General features: G+C 46.9%; 20 protein-coding genes. 12 read left to right on the top strand and 8 right to left on the bottom strand.

Going from position 1 to position 21,897, the window contains the following annotated elements:
- Positions 1-43: 43 nt before the first annotated feature.
- Positions 44-739: a molybdenum cofactor biosynthesis protein gene (locus NST47_RS30015; RefSeq protein WP_341158412.1), complete on the bottom strand. Its 696-nt coding sequence runs from the start codon at positions 737-739 to the stop codon at positions 44-46.
- A 182-nt stretch (positions 740-921) separates the two neighbouring features.
- Here NST47_RS30015 and NST47_RS30010 point away from each other — a divergent pair, with 182 nt between their 5' ends.
- Entirely contained in the window at positions 922-1,380 is a 459-nt protein-coding gene (locus NST47_RS30010) for a molybdopterin-dependent oxidoreductase (protein ID WP_341158411.1), read from the top strand.
- Between the two features lie 32 nt (positions 1,381-1,412).
- Positions 1,413-2,876 carry a bifunctional metallophosphatase/5'-nucleotidase gene (locus NST47_RS30005; RefSeq protein WP_341158410.1) on the top strand — a complete coding sequence of 488 codons (1,464 nt, stop codon included), beginning with the start codon at positions 1,413-1,415 and terminating at the stop codon, positions 2,874-2,876.
- Here NST47_RS30005 and NST47_RS30000 read toward each other — a convergent pair.
- Both NST47_RS30000 and NST47_RS29995 read right to left on the bottom strand, forming a co-directional pair.
- A complete protein-coding gene (locus NST47_RS30000; RefSeq protein WP_076233120.1) occupies positions 2,851-3,285 on the bottom strand; it encodes a PilZ domain-containing protein in 435 nt (144 codons plus the stop codon). The two genes, NST47_RS30005 and NST47_RS30000, sit on opposite strands and share 26 nt — an antisense overlap.
- A gap of 115 nt (positions 3,286-3,400) precedes the next feature.
- Positions 3,401-4,231 (bottom strand): undecaprenyl-diphosphate phosphatase, encoded by an 831-nt coding sequence (locus NST47_RS29995; protein ID WP_341158409.1) that lies wholly within the window; start codon positions 4,229-4,231, stop codon positions 3,401-3,403.
- A 343-nt stretch (positions 4,232-4,574) separates the two neighbouring features.
- On the opposite strand from NST47_RS29995, the gene NST47_RS29990 reads away from it, so the two are divergent.
- The 8 genes from NST47_RS29990 to NST47_RS29955 all read left to right on the top strand — a co-directional run bounded on the left by NST47_RS29990 (position 4,575) and on the right by NST47_RS29955 (position 11,614).
- The gene (locus NST47_RS29990) at positions 4,575-5,666 is read left to right on the top strand and encodes an HD-GYP domain-containing protein (protein WP_341158408.1); all 1,092 of its coding nucleotides are present in this window, start codon (positions 4,575-4,577) and stop codon (positions 5,664-5,666) included.
- 182 nt (positions 5,667-5,848) lie between these two features.
- Positions 5,849-6,973, top strand: coding sequence for a radical SAM/CxCxxxxC motif protein YfkAB (gene yfkAB, locus NST47_RS29985; RefSeq protein WP_341158407.1), 1,125 nt, complete (start codon positions 5,849-5,851; stop codon positions 6,971-6,973).
- Between the two features lie 65 nt (positions 6,974-7,038).
- On the top strand, positions 7,039-8,388 hold the full coding sequence (locus NST47_RS29980) for a hemolysin family protein (RefSeq protein ID WP_445667416.1): 1,350 nt from the start codon (positions 7,039-7,041) through the stop codon (positions 8,386-8,388).
- A gap of 16 nt (positions 8,389-8,404) precedes the next feature.
- Entirely contained in the window at positions 8,405-9,448 is a 1,044-nt protein-coding gene (gene ytvI / locus NST47_RS29975; protein WP_341158405.1) for a sporulation integral membrane protein YtvI, read from the top strand.
- A gap of 145 nt (positions 9,449-9,593) precedes the next feature.
- On the top strand, positions 9,594-9,797 hold the full coding sequence (locus tag NST47_RS29970; RefSeq protein WP_341158404.1) for a spore coat associated protein CotJA: 204 nt from the start codon (positions 9,594-9,596) through the stop codon (positions 9,795-9,797).
- Between the two features lie 88 nt (positions 9,798-9,885).
- Positions 9,886-10,149 carry a spore coat protein CotJB gene (locus tag NST47_RS29965; RefSeq protein WP_240416246.1) on the top strand — a complete coding sequence of 88 codons (264 nt, stop codon included), beginning with the start codon at positions 9,886-9,888 and terminating at the stop codon, positions 10,147-10,149.
- Positions 10,150-10,181: 32 nt separating this feature from the next.
- Entirely contained in the window at positions 10,182-10,751 is a 570-nt protein-coding gene (locus NST47_RS29960; RefSeq protein ID WP_076233126.1) for a manganese catalase family protein, read from the top strand.
- Positions 10,752-10,969: 218 nt separating this feature from the next.
- Entirely contained in the window at positions 10,970-11,614 is a 645-nt protein-coding gene (locus NST47_RS29955) for an HAD family hydrolase (RefSeq protein WP_341159788.1), read from the top strand.
- Positions 11,615-11,702: 88 nt separating this feature from the next.
- Here the strand turns inward: NST47_RS29955 and NST47_RS29950 are convergent, their stop codons facing one another.
- The 5 genes from NST47_RS29950 to NST47_RS29930 all read right to left on the bottom strand — a co-directional run bounded on the left by NST47_RS29950 (position 11,703) and on the right by NST47_RS29930 (position 18,099).
- Positions 11,703-12,821, bottom strand: a complete 1,119-nt coding sequence (locus NST47_RS29950) for a YheC/YheD family endospore coat-associated protein (protein WP_341158403.1) — start codon at positions 12,819-12,821, stop codon at positions 11,703-11,705.
- 14 nt (positions 12,822-12,835) lie between these two features.
- Positions 12,836-13,996: a YheC/YheD family endospore coat-associated protein gene (locus NST47_RS29945; RefSeq protein ID WP_341158402.1), complete on the bottom strand. Its 1,161-nt coding sequence runs from the start codon at positions 13,994-13,996 to the stop codon at positions 12,836-12,838.
- A complete protein-coding gene (locus tag NST47_RS29940) occupies positions 13,997-15,364 on the bottom strand; it encodes a YheC/YheD family endospore coat-associated protein (protein ID WP_341158401.1) in 1,368 nt (455 codons plus the stop codon).
- Between the two features lie 113 nt (positions 15,365-15,477).
- Positions 15,478-16,713 (bottom strand): YheC/YheD family endospore coat-associated protein, encoded by a 1,236-nt coding sequence (locus NST47_RS29935; RefSeq protein WP_341158400.1) that lies wholly within the window; start codon positions 16,711-16,713, stop codon positions 15,478-15,480.
- Between the two features lie 18 nt (positions 16,714-16,731).
- Positions 16,732-18,099, bottom strand: a complete 1,368-nt coding sequence (locus NST47_RS29930) for a YheC/YheD family endospore coat-associated protein (RefSeq protein ID WP_341158399.1) — start codon at positions 18,097-18,099, stop codon at positions 16,732-16,734.
- A gap of 245 nt (positions 18,100-18,344) precedes the next feature.
- Between NST47_RS29930 and NST47_RS29925 the strand changes: the two genes are divergently transcribed.
- Both NST47_RS29925 and NST47_RS29920 read left to right on the top strand, forming a co-directional pair.
- On the top strand, positions 18,345-19,928 hold the full coding sequence (locus tag NST47_RS29925; RefSeq protein ID WP_341158398.1) for a DUF342 domain-containing protein: 1,584 nt from the start codon (positions 18,345-18,347) through the stop codon (positions 19,926-19,928).
- Positions 19,921-21,852: a GAF domain-containing protein gene (locus tag NST47_RS29920; RefSeq protein WP_341158397.1), complete on the top strand. Its 1,932-nt coding sequence runs from the start codon at positions 19,921-19,923 to the stop codon at positions 21,850-21,852. Before NST47_RS29925 ends, NST47_RS29920 begins: the two co-directional genes overlap by 8 nt.
- The last annotated feature ends 45 nt before the right edge of the window (positions 21,853-21,897 follow it).

Raw genomic sequence — 21,897 nt, 5'->3', positions numbered from 1 at the left:
GAAGTGATTCAACTCCCTAACAATTCAAAATGGATAGATGTATTCAAAGTACTTCCCGTGGATTCCAAGGGCCCTGCTGATGACCCTTCCACTCCGAGCCGTCCTCCCATATTTCCTTTTTCCAGATAGGTACGACCTGCTTAAGTCGTTCTATCGCATAACGATTAGCTTCATAGGCGGCATCCCGATGTGGTGCGGAGACAGCGATGACAACGCTGATTTCACCAATATCAACCCATCCAAGACGATGGGTGATGGCACATAGAGCCCCATCATAATGATTACGAATATATTCAACGATTTCTTGCATCGTTTTAACAGCCATAGGCTCATAGGCTTCATATTCAAGCCTTGTTGTCCGTTTACCAAACGTCCATTCCCGTGTCGTTCCAATGAAAGTGAGTGCTGCCCCATGGTTCGGATGCAGCACTTGGTCGGTAACCTTTTGTATGGAAATCACTTCACGAGTCAGCTCTACATAGTTGGGCTGGCCTCCGGATACAGGCGGAATAATCGCAATTTCATCACTTTCATGGATGATCTGATTATCATCCGCATAGCTTTGGTTAACAGCTACAAAAGCTTGTGACAATAAAGTGGATGCGTGAGGGAACTGTGCTTGTAAATGCTCCTTCAACCGAACGGGGGTGAGTGGAATCGAGGGGTCCCATTCGAGATTGAGCAGTGAGCCTTGCATCCGTTCGGCCAAGCCGGCAAAAACCTGGATGGTTAATTTCATAATGAATCGCTCCATAAATATATGTATTGAAGATCAAGGTATTGTATATTTCATTTTGCGTACTTTGCGATTAAGCAGTGCTTCTTGATGTTTCTCTCCAGCATACCATATTCTATAGGGATAGTGGTATAATAGGCATTATCCGTTTTATTACAGGTCCAGCTAAATGATGGAGGAAGCCGATGAAAATTCGTGTGTATGATGAAGTGAGCGGCCATGCGGAATTGACTGTCCAGGAAATGGCAGCTTTGGCTCCGCGGCTGGTTTCTTTGGAAGAACGAGTTCCTGGTATTCAAGGTCAGGCCTTTGAGCTGAAGGCATGGTACGCTGCATGGCAAAACCAGCAGCAGCATCGTGCTGAAGGAGAACCGGCCCGGATGACCGTAGAGGCAGTGGATGAATTTCAAGCTTCGATTCCTTGGAAAGAGCTGGGTGAGGCTGTTTTTCTGTTTGAACAGAATGGAGAACCCCTTGGCAAAGGATTTCCGATCCGCTTATATGTTCCCAATGGAAGCAGTGAATGCTTGAATGTGAAAAGTGTTGTACAGATCCGGTTTCAGTATACGGACGACTCGTCGCAGGAAGCAACCTATGGGTTCAAAAATCAAGTTACGCTGGAAGAGCTTAAATTCCGTAAATAAGCCATAACATACATATATAGGAGGTGGCCGTTATGGCTTCACGAACGCTGCGGCTGAGAATTCTTCACTCCAATGATATTCATAGCCATTTTGAACAAATGCCGTCGATTGCGGCTGCCTTTAAGGAGCTGCGTGGTTCTGCAGGTGAAGAGCATACGCTAACGCTGGATGTGGGCGATCATATCGACCGTGTGCGCATCGAAACGGAAGGAAGCGGGGGCTCCGCCAATCTGGCCATTATGAACGAGACGGGCTATGAGGCGGTCACGATCGGCAATAATGAAGGACTAACCTTGTCGCAGGATACCTTGAACCAGCTGTATGGCTCCGAGGCGCGTTTTACCGTACTGTGCAGCAATTTATTGGAGGCGACGAGCGGTCAAATACCCAGATGGGGTAAAGCCTACCATATTATAGAGAAAGCCGGGATTAAGGTGGGTCTGATTGGTGTGACGGCCTATTTCCCGGATTTTTATCAGTTACTGGGTTGGGATATTAAAGAGCCCTTGTCCATTACGTCTGAGCTGGTGCGCGAGCTGCGTCCGCAGGTTGATCTAATCGTTGTACTATCTCATCTGGGACTGCGCAATGATCAGCGAATGGCTGATGAGACTCCGGGCATCGACCTGATCCTGGGAGGACATACCCACCATCTGCTGGAGGAGCCTCTTCGAATGGGAGAAACCTATGTGTGCGCAGCAGGCAAGTTTGGGCAATATTTCGGCGTAGTGGATATTGAAATCGATGCTCATTCCCGACAAAAGGTGAAGGTGAGCGCTTCGATTCATGAAGCTTCCAGCTACCCGGCTGATGCGCATATTGCGGAGCTGGTGGATCGATACCGGTCAAGCTCAGAGCAGGTACTCTCGCGTCAGGTGGCTTATCTGGAGCGGCCTTTAAGTGCGGAATGGTATGAAGAGGCACCTTTGGGCAATTTGCTGGCCGCGGGCATACGGCGCTGGACCCATGCCGATATCGCTATTGTCAATGCGGGACAACTGCTGGGTGGCCTCGATATGGGAGCCGTTTCTATGGGACGTTTGCTGCAAATTTGTCCTTCTCCCATTAATCCATGCCGAATGCTTTTGACTGGAGAACGAATATGGAAGGCTCTGGAGGAGTCGCGAATCCCTGAGTTTATGGAAAAACCACTATATGGGTTCGGTTTTCGAGGCAAGGTGCTGGGTATTCTCAATGTGGATGGAATGCGGATCGAATATGATGCGTCAGCGCCTGCTTATTCCAAAATCAAACGTGTGTGGATCGGCAGTGAGCAGCTCGTTATGGAAAAGGAATATGTAGTGGGGACGATTGATATGTTCACCTTCGGAATCGGGTTTCTTTCATTATCGGAGGGTACGGAGATTGAATATATATTACCTAACTTTATTCGGGATGTCATTCGCGAGGAGCTTCAGGAGACAGGTGCGGTTCAAGCAAGCCAGGTCAAGCGCTGGGCGCAAGTTGATATTAATGATTCGAATAAAAATCATTAAGCTCCTCTTCGGTACAAAAGCTGCAGCTTGAAATGACATTGGTTTGTCGCAGACGAATGTGGAGAAGATTCAGCTTACCGATCAAGATGCTATGGGCTTGTTCATCCAGAGAAAACTGAATGCCATACTCGAACAGCTCTGGCTTGAAAATGGATTTTCTTGTGATGGTACCGAGAATTTTCATCTGTTTGTCAAACAGGGAAAATCTGAATTCGAGCAGCAAATCGATATTCAGCGGGAGATCGAGCTTGGAATGGATGCGCAACCCACCAGCACTTATGTCCACGACGATAATCTGGGCGTACTTCGTATCGACCATGATCTGATTGATGCCAATGATTTTTAACTGGGCGGATAGGGGGATTTGCAGCGAAAGTCGGAAGTATTCTCTATGATTGGTGACGGCCATCTTTCATCCACCTTTAATTCATATGATTAGTGCTGTAATTTGTAAACAACCTTACCCCGACGCAAAGCCAGAGCAAGGCCCGATGCACAAAGAAATTGTTCTGTTTCATCGTTTATTATTTTATTGTAAAGAAGTAAATGGCGAATATAGCGGCTACAGCAAAGCGATAATAGGCAAAATAAGAAAGACTTGTATTTTGCACAAGCTTGATGAACGTCATAACAGCAAGCAAGGCAACGATGAAGGAAACGATGAATCCAACAATGAAATAACCGATAAGATCAGCTGTAAACAGATGGTACGATTTGATCACAACCAAACCGGAAGCAGCGAACATGAGCGGTATAGCCAATATGAAGGTAAAGTCTGCAGACGCGCCGCGGCTTACACCGTTCATCATCCCTCCGGCAATGGTTGCTCCTGAACGGGAGAAGCCTGGAAACACAACGGCCAAAATTTGATATATTCCAATGAAAAACGCCTGCTTGTAGGTGATGTCATCGAGATCCTTTGCTTGTGAGCCGTATTTGGCAGCCCGTCTTTCCCCGATAATGAGCAAAATCCCACCGATCACCAAGCTGATCATAACGGTTTTTGGAGAAAACAAGTATTTATCCACAATTTTGTTAAGCAGCAGCCCCATAATACCTGCAGGCAAAATTCCGATCAAAATATGGATAAGGTTCAGACTGCTCTTTCCTACACGTACCGGATTTTTTTTCAGACCAAACAATCTAAGCAGCCTTTTCCAATACAAAACAACGACGGCCATAATAGCTCCAAGCTGGATAACGACCTCAAATATTTTCATCATCGTGTCTTCCTCGGGAATTCCGAGCAGTGATTGCACAAGAATCATGTGTCCGGTAGAAGAAACAGGCAAAAATTCAGTCAGTCCTTCTACGATACCCATCACGATTGAAACCCAGTAATTTAAACTTAACATAAAAGCCTCCCACTAATTTTGTGCAAACCTATTCTATTTTAGCTTGTTATGGCATGTCCGACAATAGCGATTTACGGGAATACCCATACGTATGCACGCCGGTTGAGAAATATACCGGATTTCAATAGGCTAATTGTCATATAGAAAACAGCAATCTAGTTGCAAAGTTTCATAAAGGCTCGGACCTTTCGTCAATTTTCTGCGTATAACGCCTTATTTTTTGAAAAAAGCCTGATTTTGGTGTCGGATTTTGCAAAAGTGTATTGCTCTTTTATACGGAATCTATTACATTAAGGCTTAGAATATATTAACTTCCTAGTAGAAAGAAGACGTGGTTTGTCCTATGCGTTTGCTGCCTATCCATATAGTTCGACCTGGGATGAAGCTCGGTAAAAAGATCTACAATGAAGAAGGACTTGTCCTTCTTGCAGAAGGAGTCGAATTAACGCAGACGCTGATCAACCGGCTTGGCAAGTACGGGGTTGATTTTATTTATATCGCTGATCCAAGAACGGCTGATATTATCATTCCGCAATTGCTGAGTGAGGAGACCAGATTTAAGGCTATTACAGAAATACGAACCTCGTTTCGCAAGCTGATGGATAATTCGACAAAAAACAAAACAGCCGGCTATAACCAGCTGGGTAAAAATTTCGGTGAAGTGATGAATCTGATTATAGATGATCTCAGCAGCCATCAAGATGCCATGATTATGCTCACCAACATGAGTGTTATGGATGATTATTTGTTTCAGCATTCACTGCATGTCTGTATTTACGCAACATTGCTCGGTATGGCCTATGGTTATAACCGGAATGATCTGATGACGCTGGGTCTAGGTTCGCTGCTGCATGATATCGGTAAAACACAGATTCCCTACGAGATTCTTCGCAAAAATGCCCAATTGACGGACGACGAATTTGATTGTATGAAAAGACATACCGAATATGGCTTCAAGCTGCTTAAGGATGAGCCGAATATTCCCTTACTGTCCGCACACTGTGCGTTTCAGCATCATGAGCGTCTGAATGGAAGCGGGTACCCGCGTGGTATTGAAGGTACGGAGATTCATGATTATGCCAAGTGGATCGGACTTGTGGACTCTTATGACGCGATGACTACTCACAGAGTATATCGGAGAGCGATGCTGCCGCATCAAGCGATGGAGATCATCTTTACGGGAACCGAAACCTTATACGAAAAGAAAAAAATTGAGCTCTTTCGTGATAAAATAGCGATATATCCGCTTGGGATTAATGTTACCCTGAATACAGGCGAAATCGGTACGGTCGTTGGCTTGAACAACGTTTTTCCACAACGGCCTATCGTAAGAGTGCTTCAAACCCCTGGCGGGGAAGAGATGTATGCACCGTTTGATGTGGATTTATCCAAAAAATTATCGATCATGATTACCGGAGTCAATGATATCGCATAGTTATCATGGACAAGCGCAGCCCAAAACCAGACTTTCCGGTTTTGGGCTGCGCTTGTTCCAGTCGACTTCATAGCTGTCATAGAGGAGATGGGATACTCCTTGATCCGAAGTCAGGTTTCATTTTCAGCCATCATAAGCTACAATAGGTTGTAAAATACGTCAAGAGTCAGGTGAATTTTATCATGAACCAGAAGCTAAGTTCCATGCTGCCGGCGATGTCTCCCGAGAATGATCCTTGGGACCCGATTCGATCTCTGCAGCGGCACGGAAAACATATATTAACGAGTATCGAATTAACCGTAACAAATTTATGTAACATGAGATGTGAGCATTGCGCAGTTGGGGATGCCTTAACGATGACTGAAGGAGCGCGGATTCCTGTTGCCCAGGTGCTGAAGCGGCTGGATCAGGTCGAGCACCTCGAAACGATCTCCATTACCGGGGGGGAACCGAGCTTTCACGAGCAAACGGTTCGCGACTATATCGTCCCGATTCTTAAATATGCCCGTGAGCGTGGGATTCGGTCGCAGATTAATTCGAATTTGACGCTGCCGATATCCCGATATGAGATGGTTGCACCCTATTTGGATGTGATGCATATTTCCTTTAATTATACTTCAGCCGCAGACTTTCATAGAGTCGGCTTCGTCCATTCGGGGCGATCGGTTTCTGATAAGGCAACAGGCAAGCTGTATGAGCTGATGATTGAGAATACAAGGAAGCTTAGCAGCAGCGGGATGTTCATTTCGGCAGAATCGATGATCAACTATTTGACATTGGATAAGCTGAGCGACATTCATCGGCTTATTGTCGAGATGGGCTGTGAACGGCATGAAGTGCATCCCATGTATCCGAGTGCATTTGCCGCTAGTCTGCCAAGGCTGTCACTGGATCAATACAGCAAGGCAATCCATAAGCTGCTGGACGGCCGCGATCGCAGCCTGTGGATGTTATTCGGTACACTGCCGTATTATGCTTGCAACACAAGTGAAGCTGATCAGCAGCTGCTGCGCAGGCTAAGAGAAGAGCCGAATGTAACAGTCCGCAATGATCCTGATGGACGCAACCGATTGAATGTGAACTTGTTCACAGGAGATGTTTTTGTCACAGACTTTTCTGATGTGCCTTCTTTGGGTAATATACATAAAGATAAGCTGCAGGAGGTGTTTGAGCGATGGGAAGCTCATCCCCTTCATGCTTCAATGAACTGCCATTGTCCAGCGGTGAGCTGCTGCGGGCCCAATCTTCTGGTTGTCGATTCTTATTATAAGGATGTCGATTTTACCAAACGTGCAGCTATTGTATAGGAGGATGTTCATTATATCCCCTAAGGATTCAGGTAGTTAATTTGTGGAAAAGGAGTTTGAAGTCTTTGTCACATACAAGCTTTGATTGGGGATCCATTGCACTTAATATTTTTCTGGTTTTGCTGCTGGTGGTGCTGAACGGATTTTTTGTAGCTGCAGAGTTTGCTTTGGTCAAAGTACGTGAAACAAGGCTCCAACAGCTGTACAATGAGGGTGTGGTCAAGGCTAAATATGCACTCACAGTTACGAAAAAGCTGGATGTCTATTTATCGGCAACACAGCTCGGTATTACACTGGCTTCACTCGGTCTCGGATGGATCGGTGAACCGGCTGTTACCCATTTGATCGTGGACCCGCTGTTTGCACTGCTTCACTGGAACAGTGCCTGGTATTCCTCGGTATTGTCTGTGTTTATAGGCTTTGCTGTTATTACTTTTTTACATATCGTGCTTGGAGAGCTGGCGCCCAAATCGCTCGCGATTCAAAGATCGGAAGGGACTGCGCTCTGGACTTCTGCTCCGCTGCTGCTGTTTCACAAAATATTTTTCCCGGCAATCTGGATGTTGAACGGCACGGCGAATCGTTTGCTCAGCTTGATTGGCATTAAACCGGCGACTGAACATGACGCTGCGCATACCGAGGAAGAAATTCGCATACTAATGAATCAAAGCGCTAGAAGCGGTCACATCGATAAGGACGAGTTCGCGCTGTTTGATAATATCTTTGAATTCTCGGATCGTGTAGCGAGAGAAATTATGCTGCCGCGCACGGATATGGACTGTTTATTTGCCGATGTGCCATTCGAGGAAAATTTGAAGGTGGTTTACAGAACGAAGCATACCCGTTACCCCGTAGCGAGTGAGGATAAGGACAATATTATCGGCTTTGTTCATATTACCGATCTGCTGACTGCCGATCCTGATGAGGAGCGCCAGCTGCAGGATTACATAAGGCCAGTATTGATGGTGGCCGAATCGATGGAAATCAGCCACGTGCTGAAGCTGATGCAGCGTAAGCATTCCCAGCTTGCGATAGTCGTTGATGAGTACGGCGGTACAGCGGGTATTTTGACTGCCGAGGACATTTTGGAAGAAATCGTCGGTGAGATTCATGATGAATTTGATGAGTTTGAGGTCCCAAGTGTAGAAAAGAGGGGCAGCGGCTACTCCGTAGATGGACGGGTTCTGCTCGAGGATCTGGACGACTTGCTGGGTCTGGGTATCGAGGATGACGAGGTGGATTCGATTGGCGGCTGGCTGTTTACGAGGCTGGATGGTGTTGTCGCCAAAGGGAAGAAGCTGGAGTTCGAAAATTTTGTTTTTGAAATTACAGAGGTCAGAAGGCTTAGAATTATGAGAGTGATGATCTATAAGAAAGCCGAACTAGCGAAACCAGTCATTCAAGAAACTGAATGAGGGGGAAGCCCGTTTCATGTCATTAAGGATGATCCTGTTTGTAGCGTTGGGTGTGCTGCTGCTGTATGGAATGTTTACGATTGGATTTCCTTTTATGCTGGCTCTGCTCGTTGCTATCCTGTTGGAGCAGCCGATTCAATGGTTGATGAAGCTTACGCGAATGAGTAGAGAATGGGCGGCTGGTGTCATCTGCAGCTTGTTTACGGCGGGAGTGCTGGGCTTCTTTTATTTACTCGGGTTCAAGATGGTCTCGGAGCTGATCCAGTTCTGGCGAAATGCACCTGAATATTTAAATGAAGCCCAGCTGTTTTTTGATATGACCTCTGAGAAAACCCAAATCTTTTATACAACCTTGCCTGACGGTTGGGCTGCACAGCTGCAAGCCTGGACAGAAGCTGGAATTAATACGATCTCGGAAAATCTGAAGGAGATTATAACGGCCATATCGGTTTATTTTCTGGATATTGCTAAGACGATACCTAATTTGTTTATATTTTCAGCCGTGTTTGTTATCGGACTTTATCTGATCTCCTTGAGCTTGCCTGCCTTGTATCGGTCGTTCGTGGACATCTTTGAAGGTAAATCGCAGCCCAAAATCGTAAGTGTTCTGTATGATCTGAGAAAAGCGCTGTTCGGATTTATATTCGCTCAGGTGCTGATCAGCTTCCTGACATATTTTGTGACACTGATCGGACTCCTCTTCTTACGGACAGAATACCCGCTGGCGATCGCTTTGTTGATTGTGGCGGTAGATGTATTGCCGGTGCTTGGAACGAGCGTGGTGCTTGTCCCTTGGGCTTTGTACAGTATCTTGTCCGGGAATGTGTCGCTGGGTGTCGGTTTGCTGATATTGCTGGTCGTGATTATGCTGTTTCGCAGGCTGGTTGAACCCAAGATTATCGGAAACGCAGTCGGGATTAACGCATTGGCAACCTTAATCAGTATGTACATCGGCTTTAAGCTGGTAGGTGTGATTGGACTTATTCTCGGGCCTTCCCTCATCATTGTGTACATGGCGCTCCGCAGAGTGGGCGTAATGAAGCTTAGCATTAAATTATAAAATCGATGATAAGACTAACCCAAACGGCGATCCCGGGTATCGTCGTTTTTTGTTTTTTATTAAACACTCATAATGGACAAGGAAACGGTGATATACATAGGAATAAGGAGTCCACACCACTGCAACCTGGGAAGGAGGTATGATCATGCATCAGGAAAAGGCCTGGTTTCCCTATGTAGGTCCCTGTGATCCGTGTCCGCCTATACGAATGAAAACTTTTTCAACACCACCGCAATTATATATCCAATTTCAACCGATGAATTTACCCCAGTTTAGTCCGCAGGAAGCGTTAAGGCATGGCACGTTATGGCCGGCGCTCTTTAGTCCTTATGAACCTAAATGCCAGTAGAGCTGCGCGTAGAGCCGCTATAATAAAAGCACAGCAAACTTGGGTGAAGGCCCATTAGCTGAGCAATACTTTGAAGGAGCTGCAGGCTATGGAACATACAATGCCGGAGCAATTCTATACAATGCTTTTGGAGCTTCAAGAGGTTGACTTTGTGTTGGTGGAGCTCACTTTATATTTGGATACGCATCCGCGGGACACCCAGGCCATACAACAATATAACCAATTTGCGCAAAAGAGAATGCATCTTGCAGGGCGTTTTGAACAGCACTTCGGCCCACTCAAAAGCTTTGGTCAAAGCTTTACACGACAGCCTTGGCAGTGGATCGATACGCCATGGCCTTGGCAGGTTTAATTCGCTTATATGACGAGAGGGGCGACTCAGCCATGTGGGTTTATGAGAAAAAGCTGCAGTATCCGGTACGGGTCAGTAAATGCGATCCCCGGATGGCCAGACTGCTGCTGGAGCAGTATGGAGGTGCGGATGGTGAGCTTGCCGCCGCGCTGCGCTACATGAATCAGCGTTATGCGATTCCGGATAAAATCATCGGTCTCCTGACGGATATTTCTACGGAGGAATTTGCCCATCTGGAAATGATTGCCACCATGGTTTACAAGCTTACAAAAGACTTGAGTATTGAACAGCTCAAGGTTGCTGGACTCGATGATTATTATGTCAGCCATGACCGGGCTTTATTTTACACGAATGCTTCAGGTGTACCTTGGACGGCAGCCTATATCCAGGCGAAAGGAGATCCTATTGCCGATCTCTATGAGGATATTGCGGCGGAAGAAAAGGCGAGAGCCACCTACCAATGGTTAATTGATATGACGGACGATGTGGATCTGCAGGACAGTCTGAAATTTTTGCGTGAGCGGGAAGTGGTACATTCCTTACGGTTTCGTGAGGCTGTGGAAATCTTGAAATCGGAACAGGGGGCGAAAAAGGTTTTTTGAGAAATGGATTGAATATCGTTACGGCCTTTTGGCTGTAACGAGTTTTTAAGAGGTTGTTCAAAAAGTCAAACAGTAGGTTGTCTACAATCCATGGTGATCCGCTTTCCGATGCGTTATTGGTTTATTTGACAAGCACTCGAAATCATGATTGTATAGAACGTGGACTATTCAATCAGGAGGGATTGCGCTTGTTACAAACTTTACCAAAGCCCGAAGCGATGATTTTTGATCTGGACGGTACTTTATTTCAAACCGAAACACTTTTGTTGCCTGCCTATCATGCTACTTTTGAGCAAATGAGGACAGAAGGAATTTATAGTGGTGAAACACCGCCGGAGAGCGCAATTCTCGGCAGTCTGGGTATGCTGCTTGAACATATTTGGCAGCGTGTAATGCCAGGTGTAGAGGTACAGGTACATAGACGTGCTGACGAACTGCTGTTGGACTATCAGATGAAAGGCCTGGTAAATGGAGAGGGTTCTTTATATGAGGACGTTGCCGATACATTGACAGCCCTGCACGCCCAAGGAATCCGTTTATTTATTGCGAGTAATGGATTGGAAGGTTATGTTAAAGGGGTTATGGAATTTAAAGGATTAACTCCGATTTTCGAAGGCTTGTACAGTGCAGGTGAATTTCAGACAAGGTCCAAAGTGGATCTTGTGAAGCAGCTTCTGGAAACCTATGGCGTGAAATCGGCGTGGATGGTTGGCGATCGTTCTTCCGACGTAGAAGCAGGCAAAGAAAACGGCTTGACCGTAATTGGCTGTGATTATGCCGGGTTCCGCAATAAAGGCGAACTGGCAGGCGCTGATGTCCGTATTGCCAAATTTTCGGAAATATTGGAATTAATTGAGAAATAGGCTTCATATCGCATAATAAAATAACCAACCGTGTGCAGACCTGCTGCTGATACGGTTGGTTGTTTGGCGTTTATCTGGTTGAATGTGATCAAGCTTTTTCTTCCGGTATTTTGTTTTTGTTTTTATTGTGCAGCAGCCAGAGTGCGTACTCTAACGGCCGTGTAATTGCTTTTCGATACGTTTCACGTTCCCCGATTCGATAAAAAACTTCGCGCGATGGCTTGGGATTGACCTCTAGCAGCCAAACCTTTCCTTTGGGATCAATGGCCAAATCGATTCCGATCTCACACTGCTTCCCGAACTTGCGCTCCAAAAAGTGGGCGATGTCGATGCCCAGCTTGTTAGCCTCCTGCTGAATGGAAGCTACCTTTTCCTTGTTGCCAAAACGCCGCATCAGCAGCTTTTCCATCGCAATGGCCGTACCTCCTCCATGCAGATTGGAGGTGACGGAGTGCAGCGGTCCGATCCTTCCGGCACAACCGGTAACCTGCCACTCACCCTTGCCGTCCTTTTGAATGAGCATCCTGAAATCGTGAACGCGGCCATCCTTAAGGGTGAGTGAAATTCCCTGCTGTACAATATAACGGCCCTGAAGGCGCCAGTTGCTTAATTTGGTAGAAATTTGCGATTCGCTAATTTTCTGCTGGGGAATGATACGTCGCTGTTCATCCCTTCCCTGCATCAAAAATGTCGAATCCGATATTCGCTGCAGCCGAACGATGCCTCGTCCTCCGGTACCATTTCGGGGCTTCAAATAGATGCGCTGATGCTGCTTTAACAGACGGATCAACTCTTTATGATCGTTATAACGGACAGTTGCCGGCAAATGGTCAGCTATAACGGAATCCTCTGATAATGCTTGATGCATAGACCATTTATTGGCCAATGGACTGCTTAGATAATGCAGCTTTTTATGCACGGCGCGAAATCTGGAGATTTTATGAAAGTTATGAACACCGTGATAACGACAGCGATCATAGATCAGCTCGGGAAGGAGTGCCCACTTGCGCTGCCATTTGCCGGAGGCCACATCGTAGACCAGAGCTTTGATTTTTTGTTTGTTTTTATCCACATCATCGGGTGTAAATACAAGTATTTGGATGCCCAGCTTATGTCCGTAAGTGCTGAGCTTACGAAAATAGGACAGTTCTTCCAGCCTTTGCTCCGATAAGTACATAGCTAGTATGCCTAAACGGTACGGGGTCATGTTTCATCACCTGCTCACCTTGCTTTTTTGGACATGGTGGTAACTGTCTTTTTCTTGATTTTCTTGGATAAGTGAACGCAGTAGTTGATTAAATTGTCCAGCGATTGCTTGCGAATATGCGGCTCATCGAATTTCATGGGTTTTGAATTTGCTTCAAAAAACCAGATTTGACCCGTTGTATCTACCCCCAGATCGAGTGACATTTCACCAAGGGTGCTGCCGCTTGCTTTCCCGATCTGTTTGGCTATCAGTAAAGAGGCTGATCGAGCCCGCTGTAATATTTTTTTGCTCTCTGTCGTACCAAAGCCGGCACTCAGCAATTTGGCAGGGTCATCGATGGAACCTCCGCGTGGTACATGGGTGGTAATGCTCTGCTTACCAGCCAGCCGTGCGCCAATACCGGCAACCGTCCAGGCCCCTTTGCTATTTTTTTGCACAAGCACCCGAAGATCGAACGGGCGCTGCTTGTAGAGCGATAGTGAAATAGCCTGCTGCATAATATAGTCCTGCGTGACCATCATTTGATTAATTTGGGCCCACAGCTGCGAGACATTCGTATAGCGGGAGATATGACTTCTCGTCTTGTCTTGTACGCTTAGCTGATATTTTTGTACTCGGGTCGTCTTTTCGATGATCCGGCTAACCTTCATAATACCCTTGCCCGCTTTACCGCGGACCGGCTTTAAATAAAGGCTCGAATGCTTAAGCAGCAGCTTTTCAAGATCATCGCTAGTCGTCAGCTTTTGGGTGGTAGGGATATAGGGTCCGGTTTCCCTGGATTTATTCAGCCACTCAAAGAGCGTCCATTTATTGAAGAATGAAGGGTTGAAAAAATGGATGCTTCGATGGCGCAAGCAGCTCTGGAGGATGGTCTGTACCTCGGGAAGCTGCTCGAACTTACGATAAGGAATACGATTATAAATAACATGAGGAAGAGGGAGAAGCTCCTTTTTCCATGACTTGGTTTTGAAATTATATGAGTAGCCGATGGCTTGATTAGCTGTAAGCTTGAAGTTGGCGGTCGTCATGACATATACATGGACTCCCTTTGCCTCTCCGGCAGCGATCAAGTCGATATAATTTTCTTTATTTCCCCTAAAAATTCTCGTGTCATCGGAATGAGTGAGAATGGCCAAGGTAGGTCGTCGTGGTTTTTGGTGTAGGAGAGGTTCCACTCATGATTCCCTCCTTGAGCGAAATCGGCTTAGGTATAAGCAGTAGTCATAAACGTGCTTAAGCGCTGCTTTACCTTCTCCTTTGAGTGCGGGATGCTTGAAAATGGAACGACCTGGCTTGGAGTTGGCTTCGAACATCCAAATATGCTCGTTTTGGTCAATGCCAAGATCAAAGCCAAGCTCTCCGAGCGTATGCTTATCGTTACGTTCGAGCGCTTCCGCCAGTTTAATCGCCGTTTCTTTGGCATTATTCAATACTTGCTCTGCACGTGAACCGAATATTTGCCGCAGTACCTGGTCGGGGGTCATTAGTTGACCTCCTGAACGAACATGGGTGGTCACACTGCCTTTCCCTGCCTTCTTGGCTCCGATGCCTGCAACGACCCACTGATTGTTAATGTTTTTGGTTAAATGGAAGCGGAAATCAATCGGACAGTTATCGATTTCAATCAACCGGATACCTTGTTGGGCTACGTAATGATTAAGTCTGGCATTACTGCGATTAAGCATGGACATCAAGGAATCAAATCGGCTGAAGCGCAGCAGTACATTTTTGCCACTGCGACGGAAGCGGGCATAGTAACCGCGTTTGGGATTATAGGTTACCCGGTAAATACCGATACCGAGACTGCCTCCGGTCGGCTTTAAATAAATAAACTTGTGTTTGTCGAGCATTTCCTTGATTTGACCGGAGGAAGGGTTAATATGGGACTCAGGTACATGCCGGAAAGCATCTGTTCCTTCGAGTAAATTATATACATCCCATTTCTCGTAAAATGCCCAGTTAAACAAAGGAATGCCTTTGCGCACAAAACGCTGCTTGAAATTGTTCATGGATGCCAGCTTTTCCGCTTTCCGGCTGGGTAAGCGGTTGTATACTACATCCGGCAGCGGTACGGTTTTACGGACCCAGCCTCCTTCTGATCGAGGAAAGATGCCTTGCACCGTTTCCTGAGACCAGTTGACATCGCTGGGTGAGAAACCGAAATAAAAGGATTTATCGGACCCCGCACGCATGAACTCGCGAAGAAACCCGGTACGTGAACCAAAAGGCGCTGTCCCGCTGGCCATTACACTTGTCAGGATGCCTATGAGCGGCCCGATGCGGATATCTTTACCGTTATTGCTTACCACCATGCTCGTTCCAAGCTTGGGAATACGCAGCTGAGACATGATGGAATGGGGAACATGAAGGTGATTGCCCGCTTTTTTAATCAGCTTGAGACCCACTGAGGCGCTTTTGCTTCCCACATGCAGAATGACGGATCTGGTTTTTGCCAGCTTGAGGGATCTCGCCAATTCACTGGTCAAGTAGATGACTTTTTCCTGCCTTTGTGTCACATGAATCGTGCAAGTTGTCAAACTCATGATTGGGGTTTCCTCCTAAAGTTTTTGCGTAAGCAAAAACTGACTTCGAAAGCGTGTGCTATGTTTTTGCGTAAGCAAAAACTGACTTCGAAAGCATGCAATAGTTTACTGTATTAACGATGTTTCACTGCTTCAGCCGCTGCCATTCGATTAGAAATATCGCAATCCGCAGGTACGGATGATAGGAGTGGTGAACGGGATTTCAATAAATAACGGGCATAGTGTACGGGATTCGTAACTGCATGAATATAGGATGCAGCTTCATTTATACGTGACAGGGCGGAGCGCCCGGGCTTTGAATTGACTTCTAATATCCATAGCTGTCCTGAAGTATCGATGCCAAAATCAATTCCAAGCTCAGCCAGTTGACCGTGACTGGATTCCAGGACAACAGGAATGAGAACGGATAGTCTGTAAAGCTCTTTTACTATCATGTCGGCCTGCTTGGAGGAAAACTGTCCGGCTAGAAAGCTGCCAACAGGCAGGGCAGTTCCACCGCCATGAAGATTGGAGGTCAGACTACCGTCCTGACCTTTACGAACAGCCATCCCGGTCACTGACCATTTGCCAGTGCCATCCTTTTGCACCAGCGAGCGCACATCGTAAGCGTCGCCTGTGCGTGTCTGCAGCAGCAGGTATTGCTGCTGCAGATAGGGCCGCCGCGCCGTGAAGCGGCGCAGCCAGAGCAAGAGCGACGCCTTGTCGGCGAAGCTGTGCGCGATGTGTCCATTGTGCGCATCGCGACCGCGCACACGAAACGCCTGGGGCGTTTCGCTGTGCTGCACGAGCAGCACGCCGCGGCCCTGCGAGCCGGCCTGCGGTTTTACAATCAGCTGGCCATACTCCCGCAGCCAGTCGGATACTGACTGCATGCTGCGCATAGCCACTGTGCGTGGCAAATAACGCGCAAAGCGGCTATCCCGTTCCAGCGTGCGCTGGACTTCCTGTTTGCCCTTTAGGCCGCAGCCCAGGAACAGGGCATGATGCTCCTCCTGCAGTCTTCGAACAGCAGTACGGTGCTCCAGATATTGCGAACGGTGCGTGAAAAAACAACGGTCATAGACAGCATCCGGCAGCGGATAAGTACCGGATTCCCATTTCTGGTCCCGTTCATCGTAGATAAAGCCTTCAGTTGTGCCGTTCAGCCAGTCGATGCCCTGCGGGGTAAAGACAAATACGTTCATTCCAGCCCGACGACCCGCCAGACACAAGCTTTTATAAAATCGACGGCTTCCAAAAGGGGGCTCTTCGACAGCTCGAACCGCCTCGTGGCCCGAATTCATCCTTCGACCCACACGGGTCGTCATAATGCCAAGGCTGTGTCGAATCCGGTTCGTTTCTGTCTCCATGCCTCTCACCCAGCTTTCTCAAAACTTTGCCGCATAGCGCGAGTACTGCACGACCTTCTTCACGGATGGCCTAATAGCTCGTGATGTGGAGAGAGCGGTATTATCTTCTTTTGACGGCTTGGAATTAACTTCCAGCAGCCATACTTTTCCTTGTGTGTCCAGAGCCAAATCAATGCCTAACTCGGCAAAATGTCCTGTGATCTGGTTTTCGATCCCTTTGGCAATAGCCAAAGCCGCACGTCTCAGCTTCAGCGCTCCACCAGAGGCTGAGGTTGAATTGGAACGGGCCAACGCTTCCCTGACGGTCGACAGGCTGCCTCCCCGAGCCAGGTTGGAAACAAAGTGATGACCTCCTGCTGTTCTTGCTACAATTGAAGTGATACTCCATTGTCCGACATCGTTGAGCTGTACCAGAGCGCGGAAGTCCACCGGCCGCCCGCCTACCGAGATCAATGAAAGCCCCTGCTGAATTTGATAGCGCTGACGCTTGATCTTTTTAATAAAGGCATTTGCCAATTGGCCTGAATTGCCGAAGGTTAGTTTACTTGCACCGCTCCGGTTAGCAAATTGACATAGGAAGCCACCATCAATTTTTCGCTTGATACGAATGATGCCTTTTCCCAGGCTGCCGGTAATCGGCTTCAAAAAGACCGTGTTATATTTGGTGCACATCATTTTCAACTGCTGGACGTTGTGCAGCAGGTGCGATTCCGGCAAATAAACTTGAAGGCCGCTTTCCTTGCGAAGAGCGTCAAATACCTCGGTCTTGTTTAAATACTTCTCATTAAAGAGTACAGCCTGGTTTTGCGTTTTTGCATGGCGTATAAATTGCTGAACGTTTGCGCGATTTTCCAGTTTACGTGAGGTTAGGCGATTATAAATGATATGGGGCAGCGGAAAAGCGCGTTTAATCCATTTGCCGGCATAATGCCAGCCTCTAACCGTCTCGCCATGACCGTTAACCTCATCGGGGGTAACGAAGTAAACAGCGGCTCCGTATAGACGGCACGCATCGTCCATTTCCCTGCAAAATGCGGTGACCGCACCGAAGGGTCGCTCCGGGGAACCCGCATGCACACGGCTGACCATCACGCCGATCAAAGGGCCGATGTGGAGCGAACGCGTGGACGATTTATAATGAAGGCATAGCGGTATGCCATGGACAAGCCCCCACTTAGCGGCTATGGAGTCAGGGATCCGAAGGACACCGGCTTGCGACAAGGGAATGACCTTCACCTCATGCTTGGCTGATCCAAAACGCAGCTGCAATGATGATTGAGCAGTTAACTTCCATCTTTTCATCAAAGAATCGCTAAGCATGATCGTGTGATCGTCTATCTGCAGACCGGCAGGTTGGATTTGAATCTTGACCTTCGTTCTTTTCACTCTTGCAACTCCTTCCTGGCGCCGACTTGTATGACTTATCAAGTGATCTACTGCATCATATGAGGGCCTTTTACCCTTGGTGAAAAGAAAATGTCCGACACGTTATAAAACGCAATATGCAAGAGCCTCGAATTTTAAAACAGATATATTTTTTTTGTTAAATTTGAGACAAAATACCTATGGTCGGAAGGGAATAGGCGAATTTTGTCTAATTTTACATAGGAGAGATGGAGGAGGTGGACTCTATGCAAATATACATGAATGAGTATTTCACTTTATCGTCTGTAGACAACCGGGTTTATATATCGGTGTGTGCCCCTGACTATCCTTTTACGGAATTTGAGCAGGTGCTTCAAGCCGTGCCGCGGGTGCAAATTACTCAATTTGGCAGTCTGCGCAAAGCTATTCAGCAGAATCTCCCGGAACGGACTGAAGTGGGGCGATTGAAGCCCGAGTACGAGCTTGTGATTAGCCCTGATTATATGAGAGCCACCATACGGTTTCATCTCAGTGAGGACGAATACGAGTCGAAACGGCAGGAGCTGACTGGGGTTGTTCTCAAAGCGCTGCAGCAGCAGGGAGTCGCCGAAGGTATTTTGTATGATGCGTTGAATGGACCATTTACGAAGCAGGAAGTGTTGATCGCACAAGGGATTCAGCCTGTTGAGGGTGTAGACGCCGTGATCCAGTATTATGAGTTATCTGAGAGAAAGCCTACCATCCATCAGGACGGTACCGTAGATTATTATGAATTGAATTTCATTGATGAAGTGGAAGAAGGCGATTGGTTGGGTGAGAAGATACCTGCCACGCTTGGAATGCCGGGGCGCAACCTCAAGGGAGTCATTCTGCCAGCAAGAAAAGGACGCGACAAACCGCTGTTTTACGATAAAGAAACGGTACAAGAGGCTCAGGAGGATGGCAAGATCGTGCTGCGCGCCAAAATAAACGGTGCAGTTGCAAAAGCAGGACGTACCATTGAAGTTCAACGCGTACTGACCATCCGGGGGGACGTAGGACCTAAGACGGGTAATATTGATTATGACGGAAGTGTGCAAATCACAGGAACGATTATGGATGGATTTTCGGTAACCGCTACTCAGGATATTTCGGTTTTGGGCCAAATGGGTATCGGAGCTGCGGAAAGCATCACGTCGGAAAACGGAGATATCTTCATTAAAGGTGGAATCTTCGGCAAGGACCGAACGGTGATTTCGGCAGCAAATCATGTATTCGTCAAGCTTGCCAACGATTGTACGATACGTGCGGGTGAAAAAATTCATATCGGCTTGTATTCGATGGGCAGCAAGCTGTATGCCAAATATGTATATCTGGACAAATCAAGGGGGAAAATTATTGGCGGCCTCGTTCAAGCGAAGGTCCAGGTAGTCTCAGCATTTATAGGCAATGAAATGGAACGGCCGACGGTTGTTCAGATCGAAGGTTTTAACCGGGCTCAGGTAAAGCAGGAGCTGGATGAGTTGTTGAAGGAGTACCAGACCTTGCTGGCAGAAATAGAAAAAATCAGAAAAGAAGTCGATTTATTCGGGGATAGTGGGGACAATGGTGATAATCTGAAGGGCACACAAAAAAAGGATTTTATTTACTATTGGTCCAAACAGGAGTCCTCGGTTGACAAGATCCACCAATTAGAGGAGGCGCGGAAAAAGCTGATGGCCTATTTGAGCGCAAAAGGCGATGGCGAAATTTCTATTGTTCAAAAAGCTTTTCCGCGTACCATCCTGCAGATCAAAGAAATGGAAAAGCATATCGAGCGAATCACGACGGGCAGTTTTTATGTGAGTGAAAACAAGCTGTTTTATGAATAAAATCAAAGGGGATGATAGGGTGACTTCTTCAAATCTACATTTAGACCTGGGAGACGATAACCATACCTTTTACCGCTTTGAAGGCTTGCTATTAGCCATCGAGTTCTTTACTCAACGATTTCATTTGAACCAGCTTAGCGAATTTTCATTTGAATTTGTTAACGAAATTTTGACATTGAACGCGTCTGCCCTATTTATCAGGGATGGAGAGCGATTCGTAATGAGGCAAAAAAGGCTGTACGCAGACAAGGAATACTTTATACCTTATACAGGTAAGCTGCGAAGATTGGTCACCTTTCACGGTCGAACCGTGCGTAATGATTTTAATACTTTTTTTGAACAGCGGGAAGTCGATCATTTCCAGATGAAATGGGCTATGCCTTTGATGATTGATGATGAGCTGCACGGATTTATCGTATCCAACGGCAAAATCATGGGTCAGTTTACCGATGAGGATATTGTGATGTCAGATACGTTAATGCGGCTGATTAACAATTCAATGGAAAATAGCCAGCATTTTGCCGATTTGCAGCAATCCAATCATAAGCTCGATCAGAAGATCTTTAATCTGTTCGCTATTCACCACAGTACCAAAGCACTGCTCTCCGAAGTAACGCTGCATCGACTTCATGAGATTGCTACAGATGTGTTCAGCGAGGTGTCCTCCAGCCAAATTACCTCCTTTGGCGTGGTCGATCCGATCACAGGCCGATTGCGAATTACCGGATATCGGAATGTATCCTCCTACGAACCCTACCATGGTGATTTTGAGCTTCACACGCAAGCTTACAATGGGCCGATCGTCCTTCATACGGAGCATGACCAGGAACAAATTCAAGCACTATTCGTGAGCAGCGAGCAGCTGCGTGATCTGGAGGCCGAGTACATCATACTGATTGTGAAGGATCACATTATAGGTATGGTAACGCTCAGCCGACCTGTCAATGATCGTGTCTACGACGAGTCTACCTTTGAATTGATAGAATCTTTGGCGACCTCAACGTTTATTGCGATCTCCAATGCCATGCTGTTTCAAGAGGTTCATAGACAGCGGGAAAGTGCGGAAAACAAGCTGAAGCTGCTATCGACGCTGAACAAATTGGTTCGAAATCTTAACGAATGCACAACAAGTGAGGAGCTATGCTATTTTACGCTCAAAACGCTGCAGGTATCCTTTGGTGTGCGCAAAGCTCTGATTTGCCTTCGTTCAGGAGATGATTATTTGGTGGCGGATACGATCGGTTGGGAAGCTGATCCCAAAGGCAGAACTGTATTGTCGCTGCCGCTACCAGAATGGCTAGAGCCATGTATCGAAGGGGAAACCTTGTTCGACTATATGGCTGATGGGGCTGCGCGCTTTTTTTCAGACGAAGTGCTACAATGGATGGGTGCTGGGAATTGTGCGGTGCTTGCGCCTCTTACAGTTGGCAATCGAATTGTGCTGGCGGAGGACCCGTATCCCAAAGGTTTTTTAATTGTGCTGGAAGCAGCTTCATCTCTTACTGAAGAAGAGGTATTGTTGATCGATACGGTTGCCAAGAACATAGCTCCTGTGCTGCACCAAATGATCATCACCCGGTCGGTTCGAGAGCAATTCAAGCTGGACCAGCGTCAAGCCTTTGTTCAGTCCTTACAGCAGCATATTCAAAGCTGGCAGCAGTATCGGATGGAATTTTTTCTCCACTATCAGGCGTACAGAATGCCTCCATTTGCAGGTTTACTGCAAGCTGATCAAGCCGCAGATGGATTGGATCGACGTGATCCGGAACAGGATGATATCCGACAGACTATATTCAGCTTCGACGGATATCGATTCAGGATAAGTTATGAGCCTATTGAGCATGCTGGCTGGCTGGCAATCCCGGATCCCTATAATTTGCAGGCTGTGCTTTCCTATGATTACGCATTGAACAATGAAGGATAAACTTTAGATGATCTTGCTTGCCAGACATACATATGAATAGGCCCT

It is taken from the genome of Paenibacillus sp. FSL H8-0034 (genome assembly GCF_038000305.1).
Lineage (GTDB): Bacteria > Bacillota > Bacilli > Paenibacillales > NBRC-103111 > Paenibacillus_S.
This window is presented reverse-complemented; position numbering and strand designations above follow the sequence as displayed.